This is a genomic window from Tritonibacter scottomollicae (assembly GCF_032924845.1).
GTDB classification, from domain to species: domain Bacteria; phylum Pseudomonadota; class Alphaproteobacteria; order Rhodobacterales; family Rhodobacteraceae; genus Epibacterium; species Epibacterium scottomollicae.
On record NZ_CP136704.1, the window covers coordinates 2,082,307 to 2,102,913 of the forward strand.

At 64.5% G+C, this 20,607-nt stretch carries 25 protein-coding genes and 1 riboswitch; of the genes, 18 read left to right on the forward strand and 7 right to left on the reverse strand.

Annotated elements, in window-relative coordinates:
• From R1T40_RS10585 to cobJ, 3 genes are read left to right on the forward strand one after another with little or no spacing between them, the layout of a single operon-like run.
• On the forward strand, positions 1-630 hold the full coding sequence (locus R1T40_RS10585; RefSeq protein ID WP_317386899.1) for a precorrin-8X methylmutase: 630 nt from the start codon (positions 1-3) through the stop codon (positions 628-630).
• A gap of 16 nt (positions 631-646) precedes the next feature.
• Positions 647-1,378, forward strand: a complete 732-nt coding sequence (locus R1T40_RS10590) for a precorrin-2 C(20)-methyltransferase (protein ID WP_394805027.1) — start codon at positions 647-649, stop codon at positions 1,376-1,378.
• Complete coding sequence (gene cobJ / locus R1T40_RS10595; protein WP_317386901.1) at positions 1,375-2,175, forward strand: precorrin-3B C(17)-methyltransferase; 801 nt, start codon at positions 1,375-1,377, stop codon at positions 2,173-2,175. The genes R1T40_RS10590 and cobJ overlap by 4 nt, the downstream gene beginning before the upstream one ends.
• On the opposite strand, the gene R1T40_RS10600 is transcribed toward cobJ, so the two are convergent.
• A complete protein-coding gene (locus tag R1T40_RS10600) occupies positions 2,172-2,921 on the reverse strand; it encodes a cobalt-precorrin-6A reductase (RefSeq protein ID WP_317386902.1) in 750 nt (249 codons plus the stop codon). The two genes, cobJ and R1T40_RS10600, sit on opposite strands and share 4 nt — an antisense overlap.
• On the opposite strand from R1T40_RS10600, the gene cbiE reads away from it, so the two are divergent.
• From cbiE to cobF, 10 genes are all read left to right on the forward strand, one after another.
• Positions 2,920-4,128, forward strand: a complete 1,209-nt coding sequence (gene cbiE, locus R1T40_RS10605; RefSeq protein WP_317386903.1) for a precorrin-6y C5,15-methyltransferase (decarboxylating) subunit CbiE — start codon at positions 2,920-2,922, stop codon at positions 4,126-4,128. The genes R1T40_RS10600 and cbiE overlap by 2 nt on opposite strands.
• Entirely contained in the window at positions 4,125-4,487 is a 363-nt protein-coding gene (locus tag R1T40_RS10610; RefSeq protein WP_317386904.1) for a cobalamin biosynthesis protein, read from the forward strand. Before cbiE ends, R1T40_RS10610 begins: the two co-directional genes overlap by 4 nt.
• A complete protein-coding gene (cobM, locus tag R1T40_RS10615; RefSeq protein ID WP_317386905.1) occupies positions 4,484-5,278 on the forward strand; it encodes a precorrin-4 C(11)-methyltransferase in 795 nt (264 codons plus the stop codon). Before R1T40_RS10610 ends, cobM begins: the two co-directional genes overlap by 4 nt.
• Before the next feature lie 129 nt (positions 5,279-5,407).
• Positions 5,408-6,736 (forward strand): cobyrinate a,c-diamide synthase, encoded by a 1,329-nt coding sequence (locus tag R1T40_RS10620; protein ID WP_317386906.1) that lies wholly within the window; start codon positions 5,408-5,410, stop codon positions 6,734-6,736.
• On the forward strand, positions 6,733-7,464 hold the full coding sequence (gene cobA, locus R1T40_RS10625; RefSeq protein ID WP_317386907.1) for a uroporphyrinogen-III C-methyltransferase: 732 nt from the start codon (positions 6,733-6,735) through the stop codon (positions 7,462-7,464). The genes R1T40_RS10620 and cobA overlap by 4 nt, the downstream gene beginning before the upstream one ends.
• Complete coding sequence (locus tag R1T40_RS10630; RefSeq protein ID WP_317386908.1) at positions 7,461-7,796, forward strand: DUF1636 family protein; 336 nt, start codon at positions 7,461-7,463, stop codon at positions 7,794-7,796. Before cobA ends, R1T40_RS10630 begins: the two co-directional genes overlap by 4 nt.
• A gap of 110 nt (positions 7,797-7,906) precedes the next feature.
• Positions 7,907-8,120: riboswitch (cobalamin riboswitch) on the forward strand.
• Between the two features lie 40 nt (positions 8,121-8,160).
• Entirely contained in the window at positions 8,161-8,331 is a 171-nt protein-coding gene (locus R1T40_RS10635; protein ID WP_106162164.1) for a CbtB domain-containing protein, read from the forward strand.
• A 4-nt stretch (positions 8,332-8,335) separates the two neighbouring features.
• Positions 8,336-9,034: a CbtA family protein gene (locus R1T40_RS10640; protein WP_317386909.1), complete on the forward strand. Its 699-nt coding sequence runs from the start codon at positions 8,336-8,338 to the stop codon at positions 9,032-9,034.
• 71 nt (positions 9,035-9,105) lie between these two features.
• Positions 9,106-9,603: a hypothetical protein gene (locus tag R1T40_RS10645; RefSeq protein WP_317386910.1), complete on the forward strand. Its 498-nt coding sequence runs from the start codon at positions 9,106-9,108 to the stop codon at positions 9,601-9,603.
• 98 nt (positions 9,604-9,701) lie between these two features.
• Complete coding sequence (gene cobF / locus R1T40_RS10650) at positions 9,702-10,466, forward strand: precorrin-6A synthase (deacetylating) (RefSeq protein ID WP_317386911.1); 765 nt, start codon at positions 9,702-9,704, stop codon at positions 10,464-10,466.
• A gap of 284 nt (positions 10,467-10,750) precedes the next feature.
• On the opposite strand, the gene R1T40_RS10655 is transcribed toward cobF, so the two are convergent.
• The 6 genes from R1T40_RS10655 to R1T40_RS10680 form a co-directional block, all read right to left on the reverse strand.
• Complete coding sequence (locus R1T40_RS10655) at positions 10,751-11,224, reverse strand: CYTH domain-containing protein (protein ID WP_106162160.1); 474 nt, start codon at positions 11,222-11,224, stop codon at positions 10,751-10,753.
• Complete coding sequence (locus R1T40_RS10660; RefSeq protein WP_317386912.1) at positions 11,221-12,003, reverse strand: ParA family protein; 783 nt, start codon at positions 12,001-12,003, stop codon at positions 11,221-11,223. Before R1T40_RS10660 ends, R1T40_RS10655 begins: the two co-directional genes overlap by 4 nt.
• On the reverse strand, positions 12,000-13,526 hold the full coding sequence (locus R1T40_RS10665) for a CHAD domain-containing protein (RefSeq protein ID WP_317386913.1): 1,527 nt from the start codon (positions 13,524-13,526) through the stop codon (positions 12,000-12,002). The genes R1T40_RS10660 and R1T40_RS10665 overlap by 4 nt, the downstream gene beginning before the upstream one ends.
• Entirely contained in the window at positions 13,523-13,702 is a 180-nt protein-coding gene (locus R1T40_RS10670; RefSeq protein ID WP_317386914.1) for a ribbon-helix-helix protein, CopG family, read from the reverse strand. The genes R1T40_RS10665 and R1T40_RS10670 overlap by 4 nt, the downstream gene beginning before the upstream one ends.
• 212 nt (positions 13,703-13,914) lie before the next feature.
• Positions 13,915-15,105: a kynureninase gene (gene kynU, locus R1T40_RS10675; RefSeq protein WP_317386915.1), complete on the reverse strand. Its 1,191-nt coding sequence runs from the start codon at positions 15,103-15,105 to the stop codon at positions 13,915-13,917.
• A 1-nt stretch (position 15,106) separates the two neighbouring features.
• On the reverse strand, positions 15,107-15,946 hold the full coding sequence (locus tag R1T40_RS10680) for a tryptophan 2,3-dioxygenase (protein WP_106162155.1): 840 nt from the start codon (positions 15,944-15,946) through the stop codon (positions 15,107-15,109).
• A gap of 718 nt (positions 15,947-16,664) precedes the next feature.
• On the opposite strand from R1T40_RS10680, the gene R1T40_RS10685 reads away from it, so the two are divergent.
• From R1T40_RS10685 to R1T40_RS10705, 5 genes are all read left to right on the forward strand, one after another.
• On the forward strand, positions 16,665-17,447 hold the full coding sequence (locus R1T40_RS10685; protein ID WP_106162153.1) for an ABC transporter ATP-binding protein: 783 nt from the start codon (positions 16,665-16,667) through the stop codon (positions 17,445-17,447).
• Between the two features lie 44 nt (positions 17,448-17,491).
• Positions 17,492-18,262 carry a transporter substrate-binding domain-containing protein gene (locus R1T40_RS10690; protein WP_317386916.1) on the forward strand — a complete coding sequence of 257 codons (771 nt, stop codon included), beginning with the start codon at positions 17,492-17,494 and terminating at the stop codon, positions 18,260-18,262.
• A 72-nt stretch (positions 18,263-18,334) separates the two neighbouring features.
• Complete coding sequence (locus R1T40_RS10695) at positions 18,335-19,048, forward strand: ABC transporter permease (protein WP_106162151.1); 714 nt, start codon at positions 18,335-18,337, stop codon at positions 19,046-19,048.
• A gap of 12 nt (positions 19,049-19,060) precedes the next feature.
• Positions 19,061-19,753 (forward strand): ABC transporter permease, encoded by a 693-nt coding sequence (locus R1T40_RS10700; protein ID WP_106162150.1) that lies wholly within the window; start codon positions 19,061-19,063, stop codon positions 19,751-19,753.
• 37 nt (positions 19,754-19,790) lie between these two features.
• Positions 19,791-20,588, forward strand: coding sequence for an arginine deiminase family protein (locus R1T40_RS10705; RefSeq protein WP_317386917.1), 798 nt, complete (start codon positions 19,791-19,793; stop codon positions 20,586-20,588).
• The last annotated feature ends 19 nt before the right edge of the window (positions 20,589-20,607 follow it).

A 20,607-nucleotide genomic window follows, 5' to 3' on the forward strand; every position in this document is an offset into this window, starting at 1 on the left:
ATGCTGCACACCTATGAAACCGATGGCGCCAAGATCTATGCCGAGAGCTTTGCCACCATACGCGCCGAGGCCAGTCTCGACCGGTTCACCAAGGACGAGGAAGTGGTCGCCGTGCGCATGATCCACGCCGCCGGCATGGTCGGGCTGGAAGAGCATATCAGCTTTTCCAAAGGCATGGCCGAGGCCGCCCGCGCGGCACTTGCCAAGGGCGCACCGATCCTCTGTGATGCCTATATGGTCTCCGAAGGTATCACCCGCCCGCGACTGCCTGCGAACAACGAGGTAATCTGCACCCTGCGCGACCCGAAGGTGCCGGAGATGGCCCGCGAGATGGCCAACACCCGCTCCGCCGCCGCCCTCGAACTCTGGCGCCCGAAACTCGACGGCGCCGTGGTCGCCATCGGCAACGCCCCGACCGCACTGTTTCACCTGCTCAACATGCTGAAGGACCCGGACTGCCCGCGCCCTGCCGCCATCATCGGCTGCCCGGTGGGCTTTGTCGGCGCGCGGGAATCAAAAGAGGCCCTGATGCAGGATCTGCCGGTGCCGTCGATGATCGTACAGGGGCGTCTGGGTGGCTCTGCGATCACCGTCGCGGCGGTGAACGCGCTGGCCTCCTGGAAAGAATGACGGGCAAGGAATGACCATGAACACCCCCGCAACAGGCAAAGTCATCTGCGCAGGCCTCGGCCCCGGCGACCCCGAACTGATGAGCGTCAAGAGCTGGCGCGCGCTGCAAGCCGCCTCCCACGTGGCCTATTTCCGCAAGGCCGGGCGCGCCGGACAGGCCCGCGCCATCGTCGAGGGCATCCTGCCCGAGGGCGTCACCGAATATCCGATGGAATATCCCGTCACCACGGAAATCCATTTTTCCGACCCCGAGTACAACCGCCAGCTCGCCGCCTTCTACGACCATTGGGCCGACATGCTGGCCGAGATCGCGGCGACGGACACCGTGGTGGTGCTCTGCGAGGGCGATCCCTTCCTCTATGGCTCCTTCATGCATCTGCACACCCGGCTTGAGGGCCGGGCGCAGGTGGAGATCATTCCCGGCATCACCGGCATGTCGGGCTGCTGGACCGCCACCGGCCAGCCAATCACTTGGGGCGATGACGTGCTGACCGTGGCGATGGCAACCCTGTCCGAGGACGAGCTGACCCGCCGCATCACCGAAACGGATGCGCTGGTGGTGATGAAGATCGGCCGCAACCTGCCCAAGCTGCGCCGCGCGCTGGAGGCCGCCGGGCGGCTCGAGGACGCCTGGTTGGTCGAGCGCGGCACCATGCCGAACCAGACCGTGCAAAAGCTGACGGATGTGACCGGCGAGGTGCCCTATTTCTCCATCGTGCTGCTGCACGGGCAAGGACGGCGGCCATGACGGACATTCAAAAAGGCTGGGTGGTGATCGCGGGCCTCGGTCCCGGGTCCGAGAGCATGGTGATCCCCGAGGTGCATGACGCGCTGGCCGAGGCCACCGATGTTGTGGGCTATATCCCCTACGTGCAGCGCATCACGCCGCGCGACGGTCTGACCCTGCATGCCAGCGACAATCGCGTCGAGGTGGACCGCGCCAGCCATGCCTTGGAGATGGCCGCTGCGGGTCGCCGCGTGGTGGTGGTCTCCTCCGGCGATCCGGGAGTCTTCGCCATGGCCTCGGCGGTGTTCGAGGCGCTGGAGGCCGGTCCCGAGGCCTGGCGCGCGCTGGAAATCCGCGTACTGCCCGGCATCACCGCCATGCTCGCCGCAGCTGCCGCAATCGGTGCGCCGCTGGGGCATGACTTTGCCGCCATCAACCTCAGCGACAATCTCAAGCCCTGGGCGCTGATCGAACGCCGCCTGCAGCTGGTGGGCGAGGCCGGTCTGGCGATGGCCTTCTACAACCCGCGCTCAAAATCGCGCCCACATCAGTTTGCGCGCGCGCTGGAGGTTCTGCGCGCGGCCTGCGGCGAGGAGACCCTCATCACCTTTGCCCGCGACGTGACCAAACCCGGACAGGAGCTGCTGACCGTGCCGCTGCGCGAGGCCACGCCTGAAATGGCCGATATGCGCACCGTGGTGATCGTCAGCAATCGCGAGACCCGGCGGGTCGGGCCTTATGTCTACACGCCACGGTTTGCGCCCGGTCACCAACCTGACCATCAAACGGGCCATCAGTCCGACAGCAAGGACACCTAAGCCCCGTGGTCCAGCCAGCGCCTCACCTCTGCCACCGATCCCAACACCTGCCGTGCCGGGATCTCGGGCCGGTCGATCATGACCACCGGCAGGCCAAGCGCGCGGGCGGCGATCAGCTTCGCCTCCGCCCCGGTACCACCGGCGTTCTTGGCAACCACATGGGTGATGGCGTGGGTTTGCATCAGCGTTTTATCGCCTGCGGCCTCGAACGGCCCACGGGCCACAAGCACGGTGGCATCGGGCAGGGCCAGCGGTGCGTCAGGCCGGTCGACCAGCCGCAGCAGGTAGTGGTTCTGTGGTTTGGCCGCGAACTCCGCCACATGCTGCTTGCCGATGGCAAGGAACACCCGCGCGCCCGTCTGCGGCAGCGCCGCCACCGCGCCCTCCATATCGGGCACATGGCACCAACTGTCGCCGGCCTGTGCCACCCAGGCCGGGCGCTCGAACGCCACCAGATCCACCCCAACCTCGGCGCAGGCCTGCACCGCGTTGGTGCTCATCTGCGCGGCGAAGGGATGTGTTGCATCCACCACATGGGTGATGGCTTCGGCGCGCAGATACTCCGCCAGCCCGGCCACGCCACCAAACCCGCCCACCCGGCAGGGCAACGGCTGCGACGCCGGGCGCGCGGTGCGGCCTGCGTAGGAGAACACCGCCTGACGCCCGGCTCCCGTCCAGGCTTGCGCCAAATGTGCCGCCAGTTGCGAGGCCTCGGTGGTGCCGCCCAGAAGCAGGAGTTTGGTCATGTCTGATCCTTTGACAAAAGGCGCGGCGCGCCCGTGGCTGACCCTGATCGGGCTGGGTGAAAATGGCCTTGATGGGCTGACGGATGCAAGCCGCTCTGCACTTGCGGCGGCAGAAATCATCATCGGTGGTCCCCGCCATCTGGACCTGGTCGACGCAGGCGCGCGTGGTCAATGCTGGCCCGTGCCCTTCTCCACCGCGCCGGTGCTGGCATCGCGTGGGCGCGCCACGGTGGTCCTGGCCTCCGGTGATCCGTTCTGGCATGGCGCCGGTGGCAGCCTCCTGCGGGATCTGAGCCGCGAGGAATGGACCTCCCATCCCGTGCCCTCCTGTTTCGCGCTGGCCGCAAACGCGCTGGGCTGGCGGCTGGAAGACACGCTCTGCCTCGGCCTGCACGCCGCGCCCTTTGCGCGCCTGCGACCAATCCTTGCGCGTGGCGCCCGCATCCTCTGCACCCTGCGCGACGGCGCGGCGGCGGCAGAGCTGGCAGGGTACCTCTGCGACATCGGCTTTGCCGACAGTCGCCTGACTGTGCTGGAACGCCTTGGCGGGCCCAAGGAGCGCCGCCGCGAGACCACCGCCGGGGCCTTTGACCTCGGGGATGTGGACGCGCCGGTTGTGGCCGCCATCGAGGCTGTGGGCCAGGGCTTGCCACAAGCCGCAGGGCTGCCGGACGATCTCTTTGCCAGCGACGGTCAGATCACCAAGCGGCCCATTCGCGCACTCACTCTTTCTGCCCTCGCGCCGCGCGCGGATGAGCATCTGTGGGACATTGGCGGCGGGTCGGGGTCGGTCTCGGTCGAATGGTGCCTTGCCGCGCGCGGCGCATCCGCAACCACATTCGAGGCGCGCGCCGACCGATTGGTCAACATCCGCCGCAACGCCGACGGTTTCGGCCTCGCGCATCGCCTGACCGCCATCGAGGGCCGCGCGCCGGAGGTGCTGCAGGGCCAACCGCTGCCCGACTGCGTGTTCATCGGTGGCGGCGGCACGCAGGCGCTGCTGGACCACCTGTGGCAAATCCTACCGCAGGGCACCCGCATCGTCGCCAATGGCGTCACGCTGGAAACCGAGAGCCTGCTGATGCAGGCGCAGGCGCAGTGGGGCGGGCATCTGCTGAAGGCCGAGATCGCCGAAGCGGCCCCGCTTGGGAGCATGCGCGGCTGGGAGCGGGCGCGTCCGGTGATCCAATGGAGCGTCACCCGATGATCGTCGCCGGATTTGGCTTTGCGGATCGGGCCACCACGGCGAGCCTTGTCGAGGCGCTCGCCGCCCTGTCCCGGCGCCCCGACCGGCTCGCCACCCTGCGCGCCAAGGCGGATACCGCGCTGTTCCGGGACTTTGCAACGGCACAGGAGCTGCCGGTGATCCCCCTCGACGAGGCTCAGATTTCGGGTATTGAGACCCCAACCCATTCACCGCGCATCGCCGCGCGGTTCCACACCGGATCGGTGGCCGAGGCCGCAGCGCTTGTCGCGGCAGGCCCAGGCGCACGGCTGATCCAGACGAGATATGTGACCACGGACGGGCTTGCCACCGTGGCCCTTGCGGAGATGACTGAGCGATGACCGTACACTTCATTGGCGCCGGCCCCGGCGCGGCGGACCTGATCACCCTGCGCGGACGCGACCTGATCGCCGCCTGCCCGGTGTGCCTATATGCTGGCTCATTGGTGCCCGAGGCGCTGCTGCAACATTGCCCAGACGGCGCAAAGATCATCAACACCGCACCGCTGTCGCTGGACGAGATCATGGCGGAAATCTCCAGCGCCCATGCGGCCGGTCAAGACGTGGCGCGGCTGCATTCCGGGGATCTGTCGGTCTGGTCGGCGATGGGCGAGCAGCTGCGCCGCCTGCGCGATCTGGGCATCCCGCATGACATCACCCCCGGCGTGCCCGCCTTTGCCGCCGCAGCCGCCGCTCTGGGCACCGAGCTGACCCTGCCCGGCGTGGCGCAATCTCTGGTACTGACGCGCACATCCGGGCGGGCCTCTGCCATGCCCGAGGGTGAAACACTGGAGAATTTTGCCGCCACCGGTGCCACATTGGCCATTCACCTGTCGGTTCATGTGCTGGATGACGTGGTGGCACGTCTGTCGCCTGCCTATGGATCCGACTGTCCGGTGGCGATCGTCTGGCGGGCGACCTGGCCGGATCAGAAGATCATCAAGGCGACGCTGGGTTCAGTCATTGAGGCCACCGAAGGTGCGCGCGGGCGCACCGCACTGATCCTGGTGGGGCCTGCCCTGGGCGCCGAGGATTTTGCCGAAAGCTGCCTTTATGGTGCGGACTATGACCGCCGCTACCGCCCGCAGAGTGCCGACAGCCCGTGGTCCGAGTGGAGCGAAGCGGATGAGTGATCGCTTGATCTATCACACCGAGGACAGCGCCCGAGCCTGGGTGGGTGCGCAAGCGCCCTCCCGGGAGGAGGGTCGGGCGCTGTCTGGTCCGTGGACCGGACAAGAGTTCTCTGCAAACGAGGTAGCCCGATGACCAATTTCCCCAAGGGCCTGATGATCTCTGCCCCCTCGTCCGGCACCGGCAAGACCACGGTGATGCTGGGCCTGTTGCGCGCATTGGCCGAGGACGGCCTCACGGTGCAGCCGTTCAAGAGCGGACCGGACTATATCGACCCGGCCTTTCACCTCGCCGCTGCCGGGCGCGCGTCCTTCAACCTTGATACCTGGGCGATGGACAGCGGGCTGCTCGATGCCGTCACCACCCAGGCCACTGGCGCGGATATCTGCATCGGCGAAGGGTCCATGGGGCTGTTCGACGGCGTTGCCACCCGCGGGCAATCGGGTTTTGGTTCCTCGGCAGAGACCGCGCTCAGGATGGGCTGGCCGGTGGTGCTGGTGATCGACGTGGGCGGGCAGGCACAATCCGCCGCCGCCACCGCGCTTGGCTTCAGGATGTACAACCCCGATCTGCCCTTTGCGGGCGTGATCCTGAACCGGGTCGCCAGCCCCCGGCATGAGCGGCTGACCCGGCTGGGGATGGAGCGTGCGGGCGTCAAGGTGCTGGGCGCCCTGCCCCGGCGCGGCGATCTTACGCTGCCCGAACGCCACCTTGGCCTCATTCAGGCGGTGGAGCATCCCGATCTTGAGGCGGCGATTGCGGGCTACGCGGCCTTCCTGCGCGACAACGTCGACCTTGACGCGATCCGCGCGGTGGCCAGCACAGCTGCGGCCCCTGCCCCGCGCGCCCTGCCAAAACCGCCAGCACAGCGGATCGCACTGGCGCGGGATGCAGCGTTTTCCTTCACCTATCCGCACCTGCTGGAGGGCTGGCGCGCCGCCGGGGCCGAAATCCTGCCGTTTTCCCCCCTGAACAACGAGCCCCCCGCCCCGGACGCCGATCTGGTCTGGCTGCCCGGTGGCTATCCAGAATTGCACGGCGCGGCGCTGGCAGCGGCGGAGACATGGCGCGCAGGCCTGCAGAAACATGCGCAGACGAAGCCGGTGCATGGCGAATGCGGCGGCTACATGGCGCTTGGCACCGCGCTGATCGACAAGGCGGGCACCCGGCACCAGATGGCCGGGCTCTTGGGGCTGGTCACGTCCTATGAGAAGCGCAAGTTCCACCTCGGCTATCGCCGCGCGGAGCTGCAGGCGGGCATGCCGGGCTTTGACACCGGCGACTTCCTGCGCGGGCATGAGTTCCATTACTCCACCATTCTGGATGAGCCCGACGCACCACTGGCGCGGGTCATGGATGCGGATGGCAACCCGGTGCCGGAGACCGGCTCGATTAAGGGCAACGTCACCGGCACCTTCTTCCATCTGATCACCGCAGAGCATGAGGGAGAGCACGCATGAGTGGCTTTGTCAGCTTTGTTTCCTCCGGTCCCGGCGATCCGGAGCTGTTGACGGTGAAGGCCGTAAAACGGCTGGAGGCGGCGGATGCGGTGCTGTTCGACGATCTGTCCTCGGGGCCAATCCTGGACCATGCCCATGCGGATGCGGATCTGGTGGGGGTCGGAAAACGCGCCGGGCGCCCCTCGCCGAAACAGGACCACGTCAGCAAACTGCTGGTGGAATACGCGCAATCCGGCGCCCAGGTCGTGCGGCTGAAATCCGGCGACAGCGGTGTTTTTGGCCGCTTGGAGGAAGAGCTGACCGCCCTGCGCGCCGCTGGCATCAAATACGAGATCATTCCCGGCGTCACCGCCGCCTCGGCCGCAGCAGCGGCGGCGGGCATTCCGCTGACGCGGCGGCTGACTGCGCGGCGGCTGCAGTTCATCACCGGCCATGACGTGACCGGCGGGTTGCCGGATCACATGAACCTCGCCGCCCTTGCCGATCCGGAGGCCACCACGGTGGTCTATATGGGCAAACGCACCTTTGCGTCGATGCTGGCGCTGCTGTTGGACGAAGGCCTGCCGCAGGACACGCCGGCGCTGGTGGCCCTCGGCGTCTCCACCCCGGCGCAGGAGCTGCACCGCACCACGGTGCAGGCGCTGCCTGAGCTGCTGGAGCGCATCGACAGCGCCGCGCCGGTGCTGATCCTTTACGGTCCGCTGGCGGATGAAGACGCGCCCGCATGACGCAGCCGACGCTCACGCTCTGCCGCAGCTGCAGCACTGCCGACCCGGACCTGCCACGACAGATCTCCGCGGCGCTGGCGGCGGCGGGGCTGAGCGCGACGCTGCAGCAGGTCGACTGCATGTCGGGCTGCGACCGCCCACAGACCCTGGCGATCCGCCAGAGCGGCAAGACCGCCTATCTGTTTGGCGAGATCACATCAGCGGATCTGCCCGATATCCTGACGTTCCTGCGCCTCTATGCCAGCAGCGCCGATGGCACGCTGCCGGATGCAAGGCCGCTGGGTGAGCTGCGGTTCAAGGCCATTGCCCGCATCCCCGCAGAGCTGCCCTGACCGCATCGCCAGAGGCTATCCGCCCTCCGCAAGCCCCCTGAAGATCACGGAACTGCCGCGAACAGCGCCTCCGGTGGCGTATTCACGCTTGACCGGAGCAAAGCGCGCAAGGCACAACAGATGCATACGGTGTCTGATGATGCAAAGCATCGGGACTGAAACGGGAATGAGGAACGGCGGACCCAATCGCGGCGCCGAAGCCCCAACCGCCCCCGCGACTGTGAGCGGCGAGCGACATTCTGAACCCACTGGCCTGCGTGCCGGGAAGGAGGATGATCGCCGTGACCCGCGAGTCAGGAGACCGGCCGTATGGAACGAGAACTTTATGTCTGCCGTCGGGTGTGACGGCACGGAGGACACACACATGACGACCAAGACGCTTACCTCGACCACATCCGTCTCCAGCATCATCCCGGCGCTTTTTGCCGTGGTTCTGGGTCTCGGCATCATCACCGTGACCGGCCATGTGCAGGCCTCGACCCTGCATGATGCGGCGCATGACGTGCGCCACGCCACCGGCTTTCCCTGCCACTAAGACCATGCTCGCACGTATTCTGACCAGCGCGTTGTTCGCTGGCGCTGCAGCGGGGCTGATCGTCGCCCTGCTGCAGCTTTTCTTCGTGCAGCCGGTGCTGTTGCATGCCGAACTTTATGAAACCGGCGCGCTGGTGCATTTCGGCGGTGATCCCGTCAGTGCCCATCCCGAGCTGCCGGGCCTGTTCGATGAGCCGATGCGCAACCTGCTGAGCGTCCTCTTCACCATGCTGACCTACACCGGCTACGCGCTCGTTCTGGTGGCGCTGATGTCGCAGGCGGAGCGTCAGGGCCATGTGGTCACCGCACGCCACGGCATCATCTGGGGGATTGCGGGATTTGTCGCCTTTCACTTCGCGCCCGGCTTCACCCTGGCCCCCGAAGTGCCCGGCGTCGCCGCCGCCGATGTCGGCGCGCGTCAGATCTGGTGGGTGGCCACCGTTGCGACCGCCGGCGTTGCCATGTGGCTGATCGCCTTTGGCGGCAAGCTGGTGTCCTACGTGGTGGCGGCGCTGCTGCTGATCGCCCCGCATGTGATCGGCGCGCCGGAACCCGATACGTTCACCGGCCCGGTGCCGACCGAGATCGGAGCGCTGTTTGCCGCGCGGGCCTTTGGCATCGGCATGGCCGCCTGGGTGCTGCTGGGCGCCTTTGCCGCCTATTTCTGGCAGACCGAGTCCGCCCGCGACGCAGCTGCAGCGTGACCCAGAACGCCTGATGATCCCCGCCGCGCACATCGCGCCCGGCGGGGATTTCCATATTGAAGGAAGACCCCATGTCCCGTTCGCTCGCCCTGTTTGCCATCGGTCTTGTCTTTGGCGGCGGCATCGGCTTGGTCACCGCCGCCGGAAATGGCGTGACCTTTGATGGCCACGACCACGGCGACCCCGCCCATCATGGCGGCGGCAGTCAAGCCGAGATGGCCGCACATGATCACTCCGCCATGGTCAATATGGCCGCTGGCCCGGAGGCCCCGGCGCTGGAGATTGCACTGACCCCCGATCCGATGTCGGGCTGGAACCTGCACGCGATGCCGCAGAATTTCCGCTTTGCGCCCGAAAACGCCTCCGGCGCTGATTTGGAGGGCGAAGGCCACGCCCATGTCTATGTCAACGGCGAAAAGATCGGGCGGCTCTATGGCCGCTGGATGCATATCGGCACGCTGCCCGAGGGTGAGGTGGAAGTGAAGGTCTCGTTGAACTCCAACAGCCACGGGGTTATCGCGGTTGACGGCAACCCGGTCGAGGCTGCGGTGACCGTGGACACGCGCTGATGGTGCGCTCCTGAGACCATGCCCTTGACCTGCCCCGGACACGGCACCAAGACCGGGGCAGATCTGACCGCCCATTTATTCTTGAGAGATTGCGCCCCATGCTCCACCTCAGCCTGATCGGTATCGGCACCGGCAACCCCAAGCATCTGACGTTGCAGGCGGTGGAAGCGCTCGGCGCGCAGGATCTGATCCTGATCCCCAACAAGGGTGCAGGCAAGGATGACCTTGCCGGGCTGCGCCAGGCGATCTGCGCCGAGGTGCTGGCGGGGGTCGCGCAGCCGCCGAAGATCGTCGAATTCGACCTGCCGGTGCGAGATCCAGCCACTGCCGACTATCGTCAGCGAGTGGATGACTGGCATGACGCGATTGCCGAGGTCTGGCAGGCGACCATGGCGGCGCATCTGCCGAAGGGGGGACGCGTGGGGTTTCTGGTCTGGGGGGATCCGTCGCTCTATGACAGCACCATGCGAATTGCCGAGCGTCTGCGCGCGCGGGTGGGGATGCAAATGCAGGTGATACCGGGCATCACCTCGATCCAGGCACTGACGGCCGCCCACGGCGTGCCGCTGAACGGCATTGGCGCGCCGGTGCAGATCACCACCGGGCGACGCCTGCGCGATCACGGCTGGCCCGAGGGCTGCGACACGCTGGTGATCATGCTGGACGGGGATTGCTCATTCCAGAGCCTTGAAGTGCCCGAAGAGGTGATGATCCATTGGTCTGCCTATGCGGGCATGGAGAATGAGATCAATATTGCCGGGCGCCTGTCCGAGGTGCAGGCGGAGATCCTCGCCACACGCGCCAGCGCCCGCGCCGATCACGGCTGGATCATGGATATCTACCTGTTACAGCGTCTGACCTAATCACCTGACCTGACCTGACCTGACCGCTCGGCCTGGCCGCGACGCGTGTCCTCATCAGCGGGGGCCTCCCGCCCGTCGCTGGCCGTGCCAGAGGCACAACCGCTCCCGTTGGGCATGGCGCCGGACCTGACGGTCCGGCGCCGCAGCCTGTCCGTAGGACAGGCTGCCCGGCCCAACCCCAAGCGGGGTCTTGCGTCAGCAAGGGACTGCGCGGGGGCGGGAGCTCCCCCTGCCCGACCTCCAACGGTCTGATTTCGGCGCGACACCACGGGCTCAGGCGTGGCTCAGACAGCGCCCTCCGGCAGGCCATGCACCGCGAGGGACTTGTTGCCGAACCGCTTGTCCTCTGTCACCTCGCGCCCGAACCATTCGGGCGGCACGAAGGCCTCCGCCGCAGCCTCATCGGCGAACTCCACCTCAACCATCTGCAATGGTGCCAGTGTGCCCTCGAAAATGTCGAACTCATACCCCCAGCCATCCGCCAGCACGCCGGTCCAGCGGGTCTTTTCCAGCCGCCGCCCTTCGGTGCCGGGCCAGAAGGTCTCATAGACCGTCCGGGTGATCTCCGCCTCGCGCTCTTCGCGCACCCGGCCCGCGCCGCCCTTCTGGGTGAGGAAGAACCGTTCCCCCTTCTGGCGCAGGCGCAGTTCGGTGCTGTCCTCCAACGCTGTCAGATAGCCTTGCTTGACCGGTGTCGCCGTGGCTGCGGTCAGATCGGGGCGCTCCGCAACCAGGTACTTCCGTTCGATCTCTTTCATGGCGATCCCTTTGTTCTCATAGCTGTCTTCCCCCCCGACACATGGGCGTTCACCTCGTCGAACAGCGCCAGATAGGCCCTGCCCGCCGGGCGCGTCCTTGCAAAGCACAGCGCCGGCTCACGATACACGCCCATCTTCTCCACATCGGTGGAAAACGGCAGCTCCGTGGACAGGAACAGCTTGCCATAGCTGTCACGCAGCCGCGCCATCGTCTCGCCATGCAGGGTCTTGCGCCCCTGCACCATGGAGAAGAAGGTCAGCAGCTTTGCGGTCTTCAGCCCGCTCTCCTTGAAAAACGCAAACAGCTGTTCGAAGCTGCGTTCGGAGAGGGTGGTCGGGATCACCGGCACCACCACCCTGTCGGCGGCCTTGAACACCGCCTCCGACAGCGAGGAGATGTTGGGTGGGCAATCCAGAATGATCACGTCATAATCGCCATCCACCGCTTTCAGCGCCTTTTTCAGGCGCGAGCGGCTGTTCTTCATCCGCGACAGAAACACGTCAAAGTCGCGGAAGGTCAGGTTGGCGGGCAGGATATCGAGGTTCTCGTAATCGCTGCCTCGGATCGCACGGGTGAAGCGGTCCACATCCTCAAAGAACTGCGTGTCCTTCAGCTTTTTCGACGGCTTCACCCGAAAATAAAAGCTCGACGCGCCCTGCGGGTCGAGATCGCACAGCAGGGTGCGTGCGCCGGACTGCGCATAGGCATAGGCAAGATTGACGGCCGCGGCGGTTTTGCCGACGCCGCCCTTGTTGCTGTAGCAGGCGATAATCTTCATGCGGCGGCTCCCTTACGCTGACACAGCGTCTTGATCTCGGCGCGGGTCTCGGCGCTGTTGAACTGGTCGAAATACGTCATCACCCGCGCCCGCTCTGCGCGCTGGCGCTGGTCGAGGATGGCGATCAGCGCGCCGATGCTTTGCGCCGCCTCCAGCCCCCTGGCACCGGTGACGGCAGGGTGCGTGGACATGAATGTGGCCAGAGAGTCCTTCTGCACAGAACAATCATTGAAGACCCCGAGGGTATCCTGCAGCGCCTTCATCCGCTTGATCAGGCGCTTGGCACTCTTGCCCGGGAACAGCGGCGCGAAGAACTCCAGCAGGTAGCGGAATTTCTTGCAGGCGATGCGCAATTCGTGAACGTCCTCATCCACGGTGTCGTCACCAATATGGGCAGCGATCTTGCAGATCTTGCGATAGCTCTTCCACACCAACTTGCGGGCGTAAACCTCCGCGCTGAGGCCGCCCGCCTCACCACGCACAAAACCATCGGGATGGGCGAACTGTTCTTCCAGTGCCGAGATCTTTTTCTGATAGCCCTTGCTTTTCAGGTGTTTGACGAGCTTCGCCTGCGCCCCGTCCCGTTCCGCGGCAAAGGCGTCGAACATCACCGACAGGCCCGGGCGCAGTTGCTCGGGCACCAGCGCATCATAGCCGGCGCGGTCCATCAGATAGACATCGAGGTCGCGCACCCGCCCCGTCGGCGCCATCAGGTCGGAAAATGCCGCCTTCAGCTCTGCCGTCTGCACAGAGCCAAAGACGCCTTTGAACAGGCTCAGCACCGAACGCACCTTGCGCAGGGCCACCCGATAGTCATGCAGAAACTCGGTGTCGTGGTCGCCGATCACGCCTGCTTCATTGGCGCGGGCCACGGCGATGTAATTGCGGATCGTCTCCACCGCCACGTCAAAGGCGGTCTCATGGCCGCTGAACCTCATCTTGGGCTTAGCCACATAGCGCGGCACATTCGGCGCCAGTGTGGTGAAGATGTGTTCGGCCTCCAGCGGCCCGGCGCCATGAGCCAAAAGCGCAGCACCCAGCCGGTCCGGCGCACGGGTATAGCCGCGCAGGGGCGACAAGGTCACCAGCGTGACGTGGCCCGCGTCACTGCCGACGGTCAGGATCTCGCCGCGCAGATGGGTCTTGGCCTCGTCATCCACCACCCGCAGGCTGTTTCGGTGGAGCGTGCCGCTGGCCATCGCCAGGAAGCAGCGCAGTGGGAATGTCTTCTCTGTCAGGCGCTTGACCGGCCCCTCGGGCAGATCGGCGGGGAACCTTGCGGCCTCGGCGGTGGCCTGACGCTGTGGTGGCGTTCCGGCAGCCAACATCGTGAGACTATCGTCGAACTCCAGCAAAACGCGGCCGGACTTTCGCAGCAGTTGATCGTGACAATCCAGCATGCGGAAGGACAGTGACATGTCCTCCGTGTCGAATTCCAGCCGCAGATCGCCCAGCGCAGTTGCTATTTCGGACCACTCGACAGCGCCGTCGAGCAGGAAACTATGGGACACTTCTGCTGTCATTTGCCTTTTTTCTTTGTTGTCTTCAGGTAGTCATCAATGAGCCGCTCGATGAGGCGCTGAATGCTGGTATCTTCTTCGATGGCCCGCAATTTCAGGGCTTTCAGCGTTTTGCCATCCAGACGCAGCGAGGTGTTCTTGCGCGCGGATTTGCTGATATCGGCTGTATCTTTGGGCATATTAGCGAACCTTCAATGTGACGTCATGATGTCACTTTTTCAAAGCTCTTGTCAAACAGGTACGATACGATCCCGGCCCTTGCGCGACAGACACGTGGGGGCAGCCGGCAGTGCTTGTGTCCGCGTTTTCATGGGCCGCGACCGCGCAGAAATGAAAACCGCCCCCTGCATGCGCAGAGGGCGGTCCTGTCCGGCCGTAATCTGACGCGGGATCAGGTCACGCGAGAGCGTACCTGATATTTCGGATCCTTCCAGCTTTCACTGGTCATGACGTCCTCAAGTACCTTTGCGGCGGCGATTACGTCATCCTGATCAATATAGAGCGGCGTGAAGCCAAAGCGCAGGATGTTGGGCGCGCGGAAATCACCGATCACGCCGCGCTCGATCAGAGCCTGCATGACGGGATACCCCTCTTCAAAGGCGAAGGACACCTGCGAACCACGCACCACTGCATCGCGCGGTGAGGCCAGCGTCAGCTGCGGGCAACGCGCCTCGACCTCGGTGATGAAACTCTCGCAGAGCGCGACGGAGGCCCCGCGGATTTCGTCCATCGATACACCATCCCAGACGTCAAGCGCCGCGTCGAGGATCGACAGCTGCACGATCGGCGGGGTGCCCACGCGCAGCCGTTCGGTGGTCATGGCGGGACGGTAGCCGGGCTCCATCGCGAAGGGCGCGTCATGACCGAGCCAGCCCGACAACGCCGGTTCCACCTCCAGCAGGATATCGGGACGCGCATAGATAAAGGCCGGCGCACCGGGACCGCCGTTGAAGTATTTATAGGTGCAGCCCACCGCAAATTCCGCGTTACAGCCGGTCAGGTCCACTGGCAGCGCACCGGCACTATGGGCCAGATCCCAGATCATAACCGCCCCGGCCTGATGGGCGCGTGCGGTCAACTCGGTCATGTCGTGGCGGCGCCCGGTGCGGTAGTCGACCTCGGTGAGCATCACCACGGCCACATCCTCGGTGATCGCCTCGGCGACATCCTCGGGGGCAACGGTGCGCAGCTCGTAGTCCTTGCCGATGGTGGAGATCAGCCCCTGCGCCATATAGAGATCGGAGGGAAAATTGCCAGTGTCGGACAGGATCACCCGACGGTCGGGGCGCATCTTCAGCGCCGCCGCCAGCGCCTGGTAAACCTTGATCGACAGCGTGTCGCCGGTGGCCACGCTGCCCGGTGCGGCGCCGATAAAGCCCGCAATCCGGTCGCCCACCTTCTGCGGCAGCGCCATCCAGTCGGCGGTGTTCCAGGCCTTGATCAGCTGGGTGCCCCATTCCTGCGTGAGGGTCTTGGTCGCACGTTCCGCCGCGCCTTTTGGCAGTGGGCCGAGCGAATTGCCATCGAGGTAGATCATGCCCTCGGGAATGTCGAAGAGATGTTTCTTGGGCAGTTGGGTCATGTCAGAGATCGCCTCTCAGGGTCCAGAGTTCGGGGAACAGCTCGACGCTCAGCATGCGGCGCAGGTATTGCACGCCGGAGGTGCCGCCGGTGCCGCGTTTGAAGCCGATGACGCGTTCTACCGTGGTGACGTGATTGAAGCGCCAGCGGCGGAAATAGTCTTCGAGATCAACCAGTTTCTCGGCCATCTCATAGAGCGTCCAATGGCTGTCGATGTCCTGATAGACCTCCAGCCAGCGGGACTGGATCTCGGCGTTCAGCGCATGGGGCGCGTCCAGCTGCAGTTCGGGCATGTTGTCGGTATGGCCGTCGAGGGTCTGGTAGAGGTAGCGGTTCACCTCGTCATAGAAACTGGGCCGTGCCAGCTCATCCGCAAGCAGTGCATGCACCTCGGGGACATGTTCGTGCGGGCGCAGCATGTTGGGGTTGCGGTTGCCCAGCACGTATTCGATCAGCCGGTACTGATGCGACTGGAACCCCGACGACGGACCCAGCGCCTCGCGAAAGCGGGTGTAATCGGCGGGGGTCATGGTGCGCAGGACGTCCCAAGCACTGTTGAGCTGCTCGAAGATGCGGCTGACGCGGGCGAGCATCTTGAACATCTCGGCCGTCTGACCCTGCTGCAGTGCATCGCGCGCCGCCTGCAATTCGTGCAGCGCCAGCTTCATCCACAGTTCGCTCGTCTGGTGTTGAATGATGAACAGCATCTCGTCATGAGCGTCGCTCTTGCAATGCTGCTGGTCGAGGAGCGCGTCCAGATGCAGGTAGTCGCCATAGGACATGGCATCGGCAAAGCCCATCTTTGCCCCCTCCTGCCCCGGATTATAGGGTGTGTTCGTCATTTTGGCGCACCTTTCATACGGAGATCCATCGCCGCCCCTGGGGCCGGTTTGGCGCAACGGTATTGTCCTGACTGCCTCAGCGCAAGATAAAAGCTTCAAGCATAAAATACATTTTCGCTACTCCTTTTTCGCGCCCTCACCACAGGGATTCGCTTGCCTGAACATCGCCCCCTCGCTGTCTGGAGCACCTCCGTGCAGCGGCCCGCGATGAAGGCATCGACGGTGCGGGCAGCCCCCGTTGTCATCAAGGCGTGACACGAGCGATCGTAGCAGATTTCGAAACTTTGGCGGGCCGTTTGGTAGACGATTGCACGCAGGAGCGCGTCACCTCCGCCAGTCACTGTGCGGCATCGAAGCCTATGCGCCCCACCGCGATACTGACAGAGATTGAGTGCGCGCCCAGGCCCACGTTTTGCATTGCAGCCAGTATCCGTGCACGTTCCAGTATAAGCACCACGCATGCAGCGGCGCCTTTCTGGCTGCCAACCCTGCCGATATCAGCCATACAGAAACGCCCCTGCGCCTGCTCCACGACGAAAACTGCCCGCCCTATCGCTCCACATGCTGACCTTTCCCAGACTGCTGACATCATAGGCATCCGGCGCAACCCAAGGGCGATATGCAAAACTACGGGCTGCACAATCGTGCAACAGTGTTGACCTCCGGGCGGTAACGCACCTAGTCTGTCGCCAACAGATCATAACAACGGACCCAGCCGATGCCAGACGACACCCCCCCTCAACCGCCCGCCATCGAAGTGCGTGATTTGCACAAGTATTTTGGCACTGCGCATGTGCTGCGCGGGGTGGGCGTGCGGGCAGAGGACGGCGATGTCGTGTCACTGATCGGCTCCAGCGGCTCTGGCAAGAGTACGTTTCTGCGGTGCATCAACATGTTGGAAACCCCATCGAGTGGGCAGATCTTTCTCGGTGGCGAAGAACTGGACCTGAAACCCGGGCGAACCGGTCTGGTTCCGAAGAATCGCCGTCAACTTGAAGGGTTCCGCTCCCGCCTCGGCATGGTGTTTCAATCGTTCAACCTGTGGCAGCACATGACGGTGCTGCAAAACGTGATCGAGGGGCCGGTGCAGATTCTCGGCCTCAGCCGTGCCGAGGCCACCGACCGGGCCGAGGCGCATCTGGCCCGCGTGGGCCTTTGGGAAAAGCGCGACGCCTATCCTGCCTATCTCTCCGGTGGGCAACAGCAACGGGTGGCGATTGCCCGTGCGTTGGCGATGGATCCGCGCGTCATGCTGTTTGATGAGCCCACATCGGCGCTTGATCCGGAGCTGGTGGGCGAGGTTCTGAAGGTCATCCGCGAGCTGGCCGACGAAGGCCGCACCATGCTGCTGGTCACCCATGAAATGCGCTTTGCCCGCGATGTCTCAAGCCGCGTTCTGTACCTGCATCAGGGGCAGATCGAAGAGGAAGGCCCGCCCGCGCAGGTCTTCGGCGACCCACTCAGTGATCGCTGCCGGGCCTTCGTGGCCTCTGTTCACTAAGACCAAACCATAAAACAAAACCACCAAACCGGGAGTTCAACACAATGAAAACATTGACCACATTCGCTGCAACCGCGACCGCCACCCTTATGCTGTCCACCGGGCTTGCCAGCGCCGATGTCACCATCGGCATCGCGGCAGAGCCCTATCCGCCGTTTGCGGAAAAAACCGCAGATGGCAGCTGGACCGGCTGGGAAGTCGAGATGATCGGCGCGCTGTGTGAGGCCATGGAAGAGACCTGCACGATTGCGCCGATCGCATGGGACGGCATCATCCCTGCCCTGATGTCGGAAAAGATCGACGTGATCATGGCGTCCATGTCGATCACCGAAGAACGGCTGAAAACCATCGACTTCTCCGACAAGTACTACAACACACCGGCGGTTCTGGTGGGTGCGAAGTCCATGGAGATGACCGGCGATCCGGCCAGCCTTGACGGCAAATATGTCGGTGTTCAGGTGTCCACCACCCATGCCAACTACGTGGATGCGCATTTCGCCGAAACCGCGGACGTGAAAACCTACAACACCTTTGACGAGCACAACCAGGATCTGGTTGCGGGTCGCATCGACGCGGTTGTGGGTGACAGTCTCGCCTTTCAGGACTTTCTGAAAAGCGATGCAGGCGCGCCTTACGAGGTCAAGGCCGAGCTGAACGACGTCGCCATCTTTGGTCCCGGTGTGGGCGCAGGCATGCGCAAGGACGACACCGACCTGCACGCCAAGATGAATGCGGCAATCGAGAAGATCCGCGCCGACGGCACCTACAAGGCGATTTCGGACAAATACTTCGACTTCGACATCTACGGCGGCTGATCCCCGCTGCACTGGCCGGGCCACCTCATCCAGGTGGCCCGGCATTTTTACTGACGAAAGACCAAATCCCCAATGGACAGCGCATTCGATCTTCTCGCCCTGAGCCCGCCCGGCTGGGGGGGCAACCTTCTGATGGGCCTCCTGCGTACACTCCAGATCGCGGTCGGGGCCTATGCGCTCGGGCTTGTGATCGGATTGCTTGGTGCGCTTGGAAAGCTGCACGGCGGGCCGGTGCTGCGCTGGGGGCTCGAGTTTTACACCACCGTGATCCGCGCGATACCGGAGCTGGTGCTGATCCTGCTGCTGTACTACGCGGGCACCGATCTGCTGAATATCGTCCGCGAAAGCATGGGGCTGGAGCGCATGGACATCAGCGGCCTCTGGGCCGGGATCTACGTGATCGGACTGGTGCAGGGCGCCTATTCAACCGAAGTGTTTCGTGGCGCCTTTCAGTCCGTGCCGCACGGACAGGTCGAGGCCGGACGCGCCATGGGATTGCGGCCTCTCACTGTGCTGCGCCGGATCACCCTGCCGATCATGCTGCCCTATGCGCTGCCGGGACTGTCGAACCTCTGGCTGATCACCACCAAGGACACCGCGCTTCTGGCCGTTGTGGGCTTTAGCGAATTGGCGCTGGAAACCCGACAGGCGGCTGGCGCGACACGAGAGTATTTCATGTTCTACATGGTGGCTGGCGGCCTGTATCTGGCGGTGACGCTGGTCTCCACACTCGGTTTTGGCCTGCTGGAGCGTCGTCTGCGGCGCGGCCAGCCGTCGCAGACATAAGGAGGCCCCGTGATGGAATGGTATTGGCTACCTGAATACGCGCCCCGCTTCCTGGAAGGTCTGTGGCTGACGTTGCAACTGCTGGGTCTATCGATCTTTTTCGGCATGTCACTGGCGATCCCGATCGGGCTTGCACAAGTCACTGGCCCCTGGCCGCTGGCCTGGACGGCGCGCGCCTTCTGCACCGTGATCCGGGGCACGCCGCTTCTGATCCAGCTCTGGCTCATCTACTACGGCCTCGGATCGCTGTTTCCCTTCATTCCGGGCATTCGCGAGTCGATGATCTGGCCGCTTCTGCGCGAGGCCTTCCCCTACGCCGTCGTGGCCTTTTCACTGAGCGTGGCGGGATATGAGGGCGAAGTGATGCGCGGTGCCTTCCGCAGCGTTCCGCGCGGCGAGCTGGAAGCCGCACGCGCCATGGGGATGAGCCCGTTCAAAGTGCTACGCCGGATCTGGTTGCCGCGCGCACTGCAGAACGTCTTCCCCACCCTGGCCGGGGAATTCATCCTGACACTGAAAGCCACACCGCTGGCCGCCACCATCACCGTCTTTGAGGTCTATGGCGTCGGCAGCATCGTGCGTCAGGAAACCTATCGCATCTACGAACCATTGCTGTTCGTGGCACTCATCTACCTTTGCCTCACGTTTGTGCTGGTGATTGCCTTCCGGCTGATGGAACGCCGGATGCCACAGCGCAGCGCCTGACACATCTGTTTCTCTGACGACACACAAGGACTACCTCATGACGGACCGCTCCTTCCGCTTCACCCACGCGATTTCCCGCAAACCCAGCGCCAGCATCATTGACGGTCTGCGCGCCGTGGACGTCGGCACCCCGGATCTGGATCTGTTCCACAGCCACCATGCCGACTATGTACAGGCGCTGAAGGACACCGGCGCGGAGGTCACCGTGCTCGACGCCTTGGACGCCTATCCGGATGCGGTTTTTGTCGAAGACACCGCGCTCTGCCTGCGTGAAGGGGCGATTGTCATGCGGCCCGGCGCCCCGTCCCGTCTGGGCGAAGCGGCGGAGATGGCGCCACATCTGAAGGCGCTCTACGGCGATGTGCGCGCGATCTCGGGCGCCGACAGCTATATCGAGGGCGGTGATATCCTGACCACGGAAACCGAAATCCTCGTCGGGCGTTCGGAACGTACAAATGCTGCCGGCATAGAAGAGCTGCGCGGGCTGGTCGCCGACTGGGGCTACACCGTGCGCGAGGTCATCACCCCCGAAGGTGTCTTGCACTTCAAGACCGATTGCTCGCTGCTGGACGGCGAAACCGTGCTGGCGACTGAGCGTCTCGCCGCGTCCGGCTGCTTTGAAGGGTACAAGGTCATCTACACCGCCGCTGGTGAAGAGGCCGCCGCAAACACCATCCGGTTCAACGATCTCGTCCTGATGCCAGCGGGCTTCCCCGCCACCCGGGATCGGTTGATCCAAGCCGGATACACTGTGCGCGAAATCGGCAATTCCGAAGCTGCCAAACTGGACGGCGGCATGTCCTGCCTGTCGCTGCGGTTCACGCCGACGCGCTGAGCCGCGCGCCGTCTAGGAA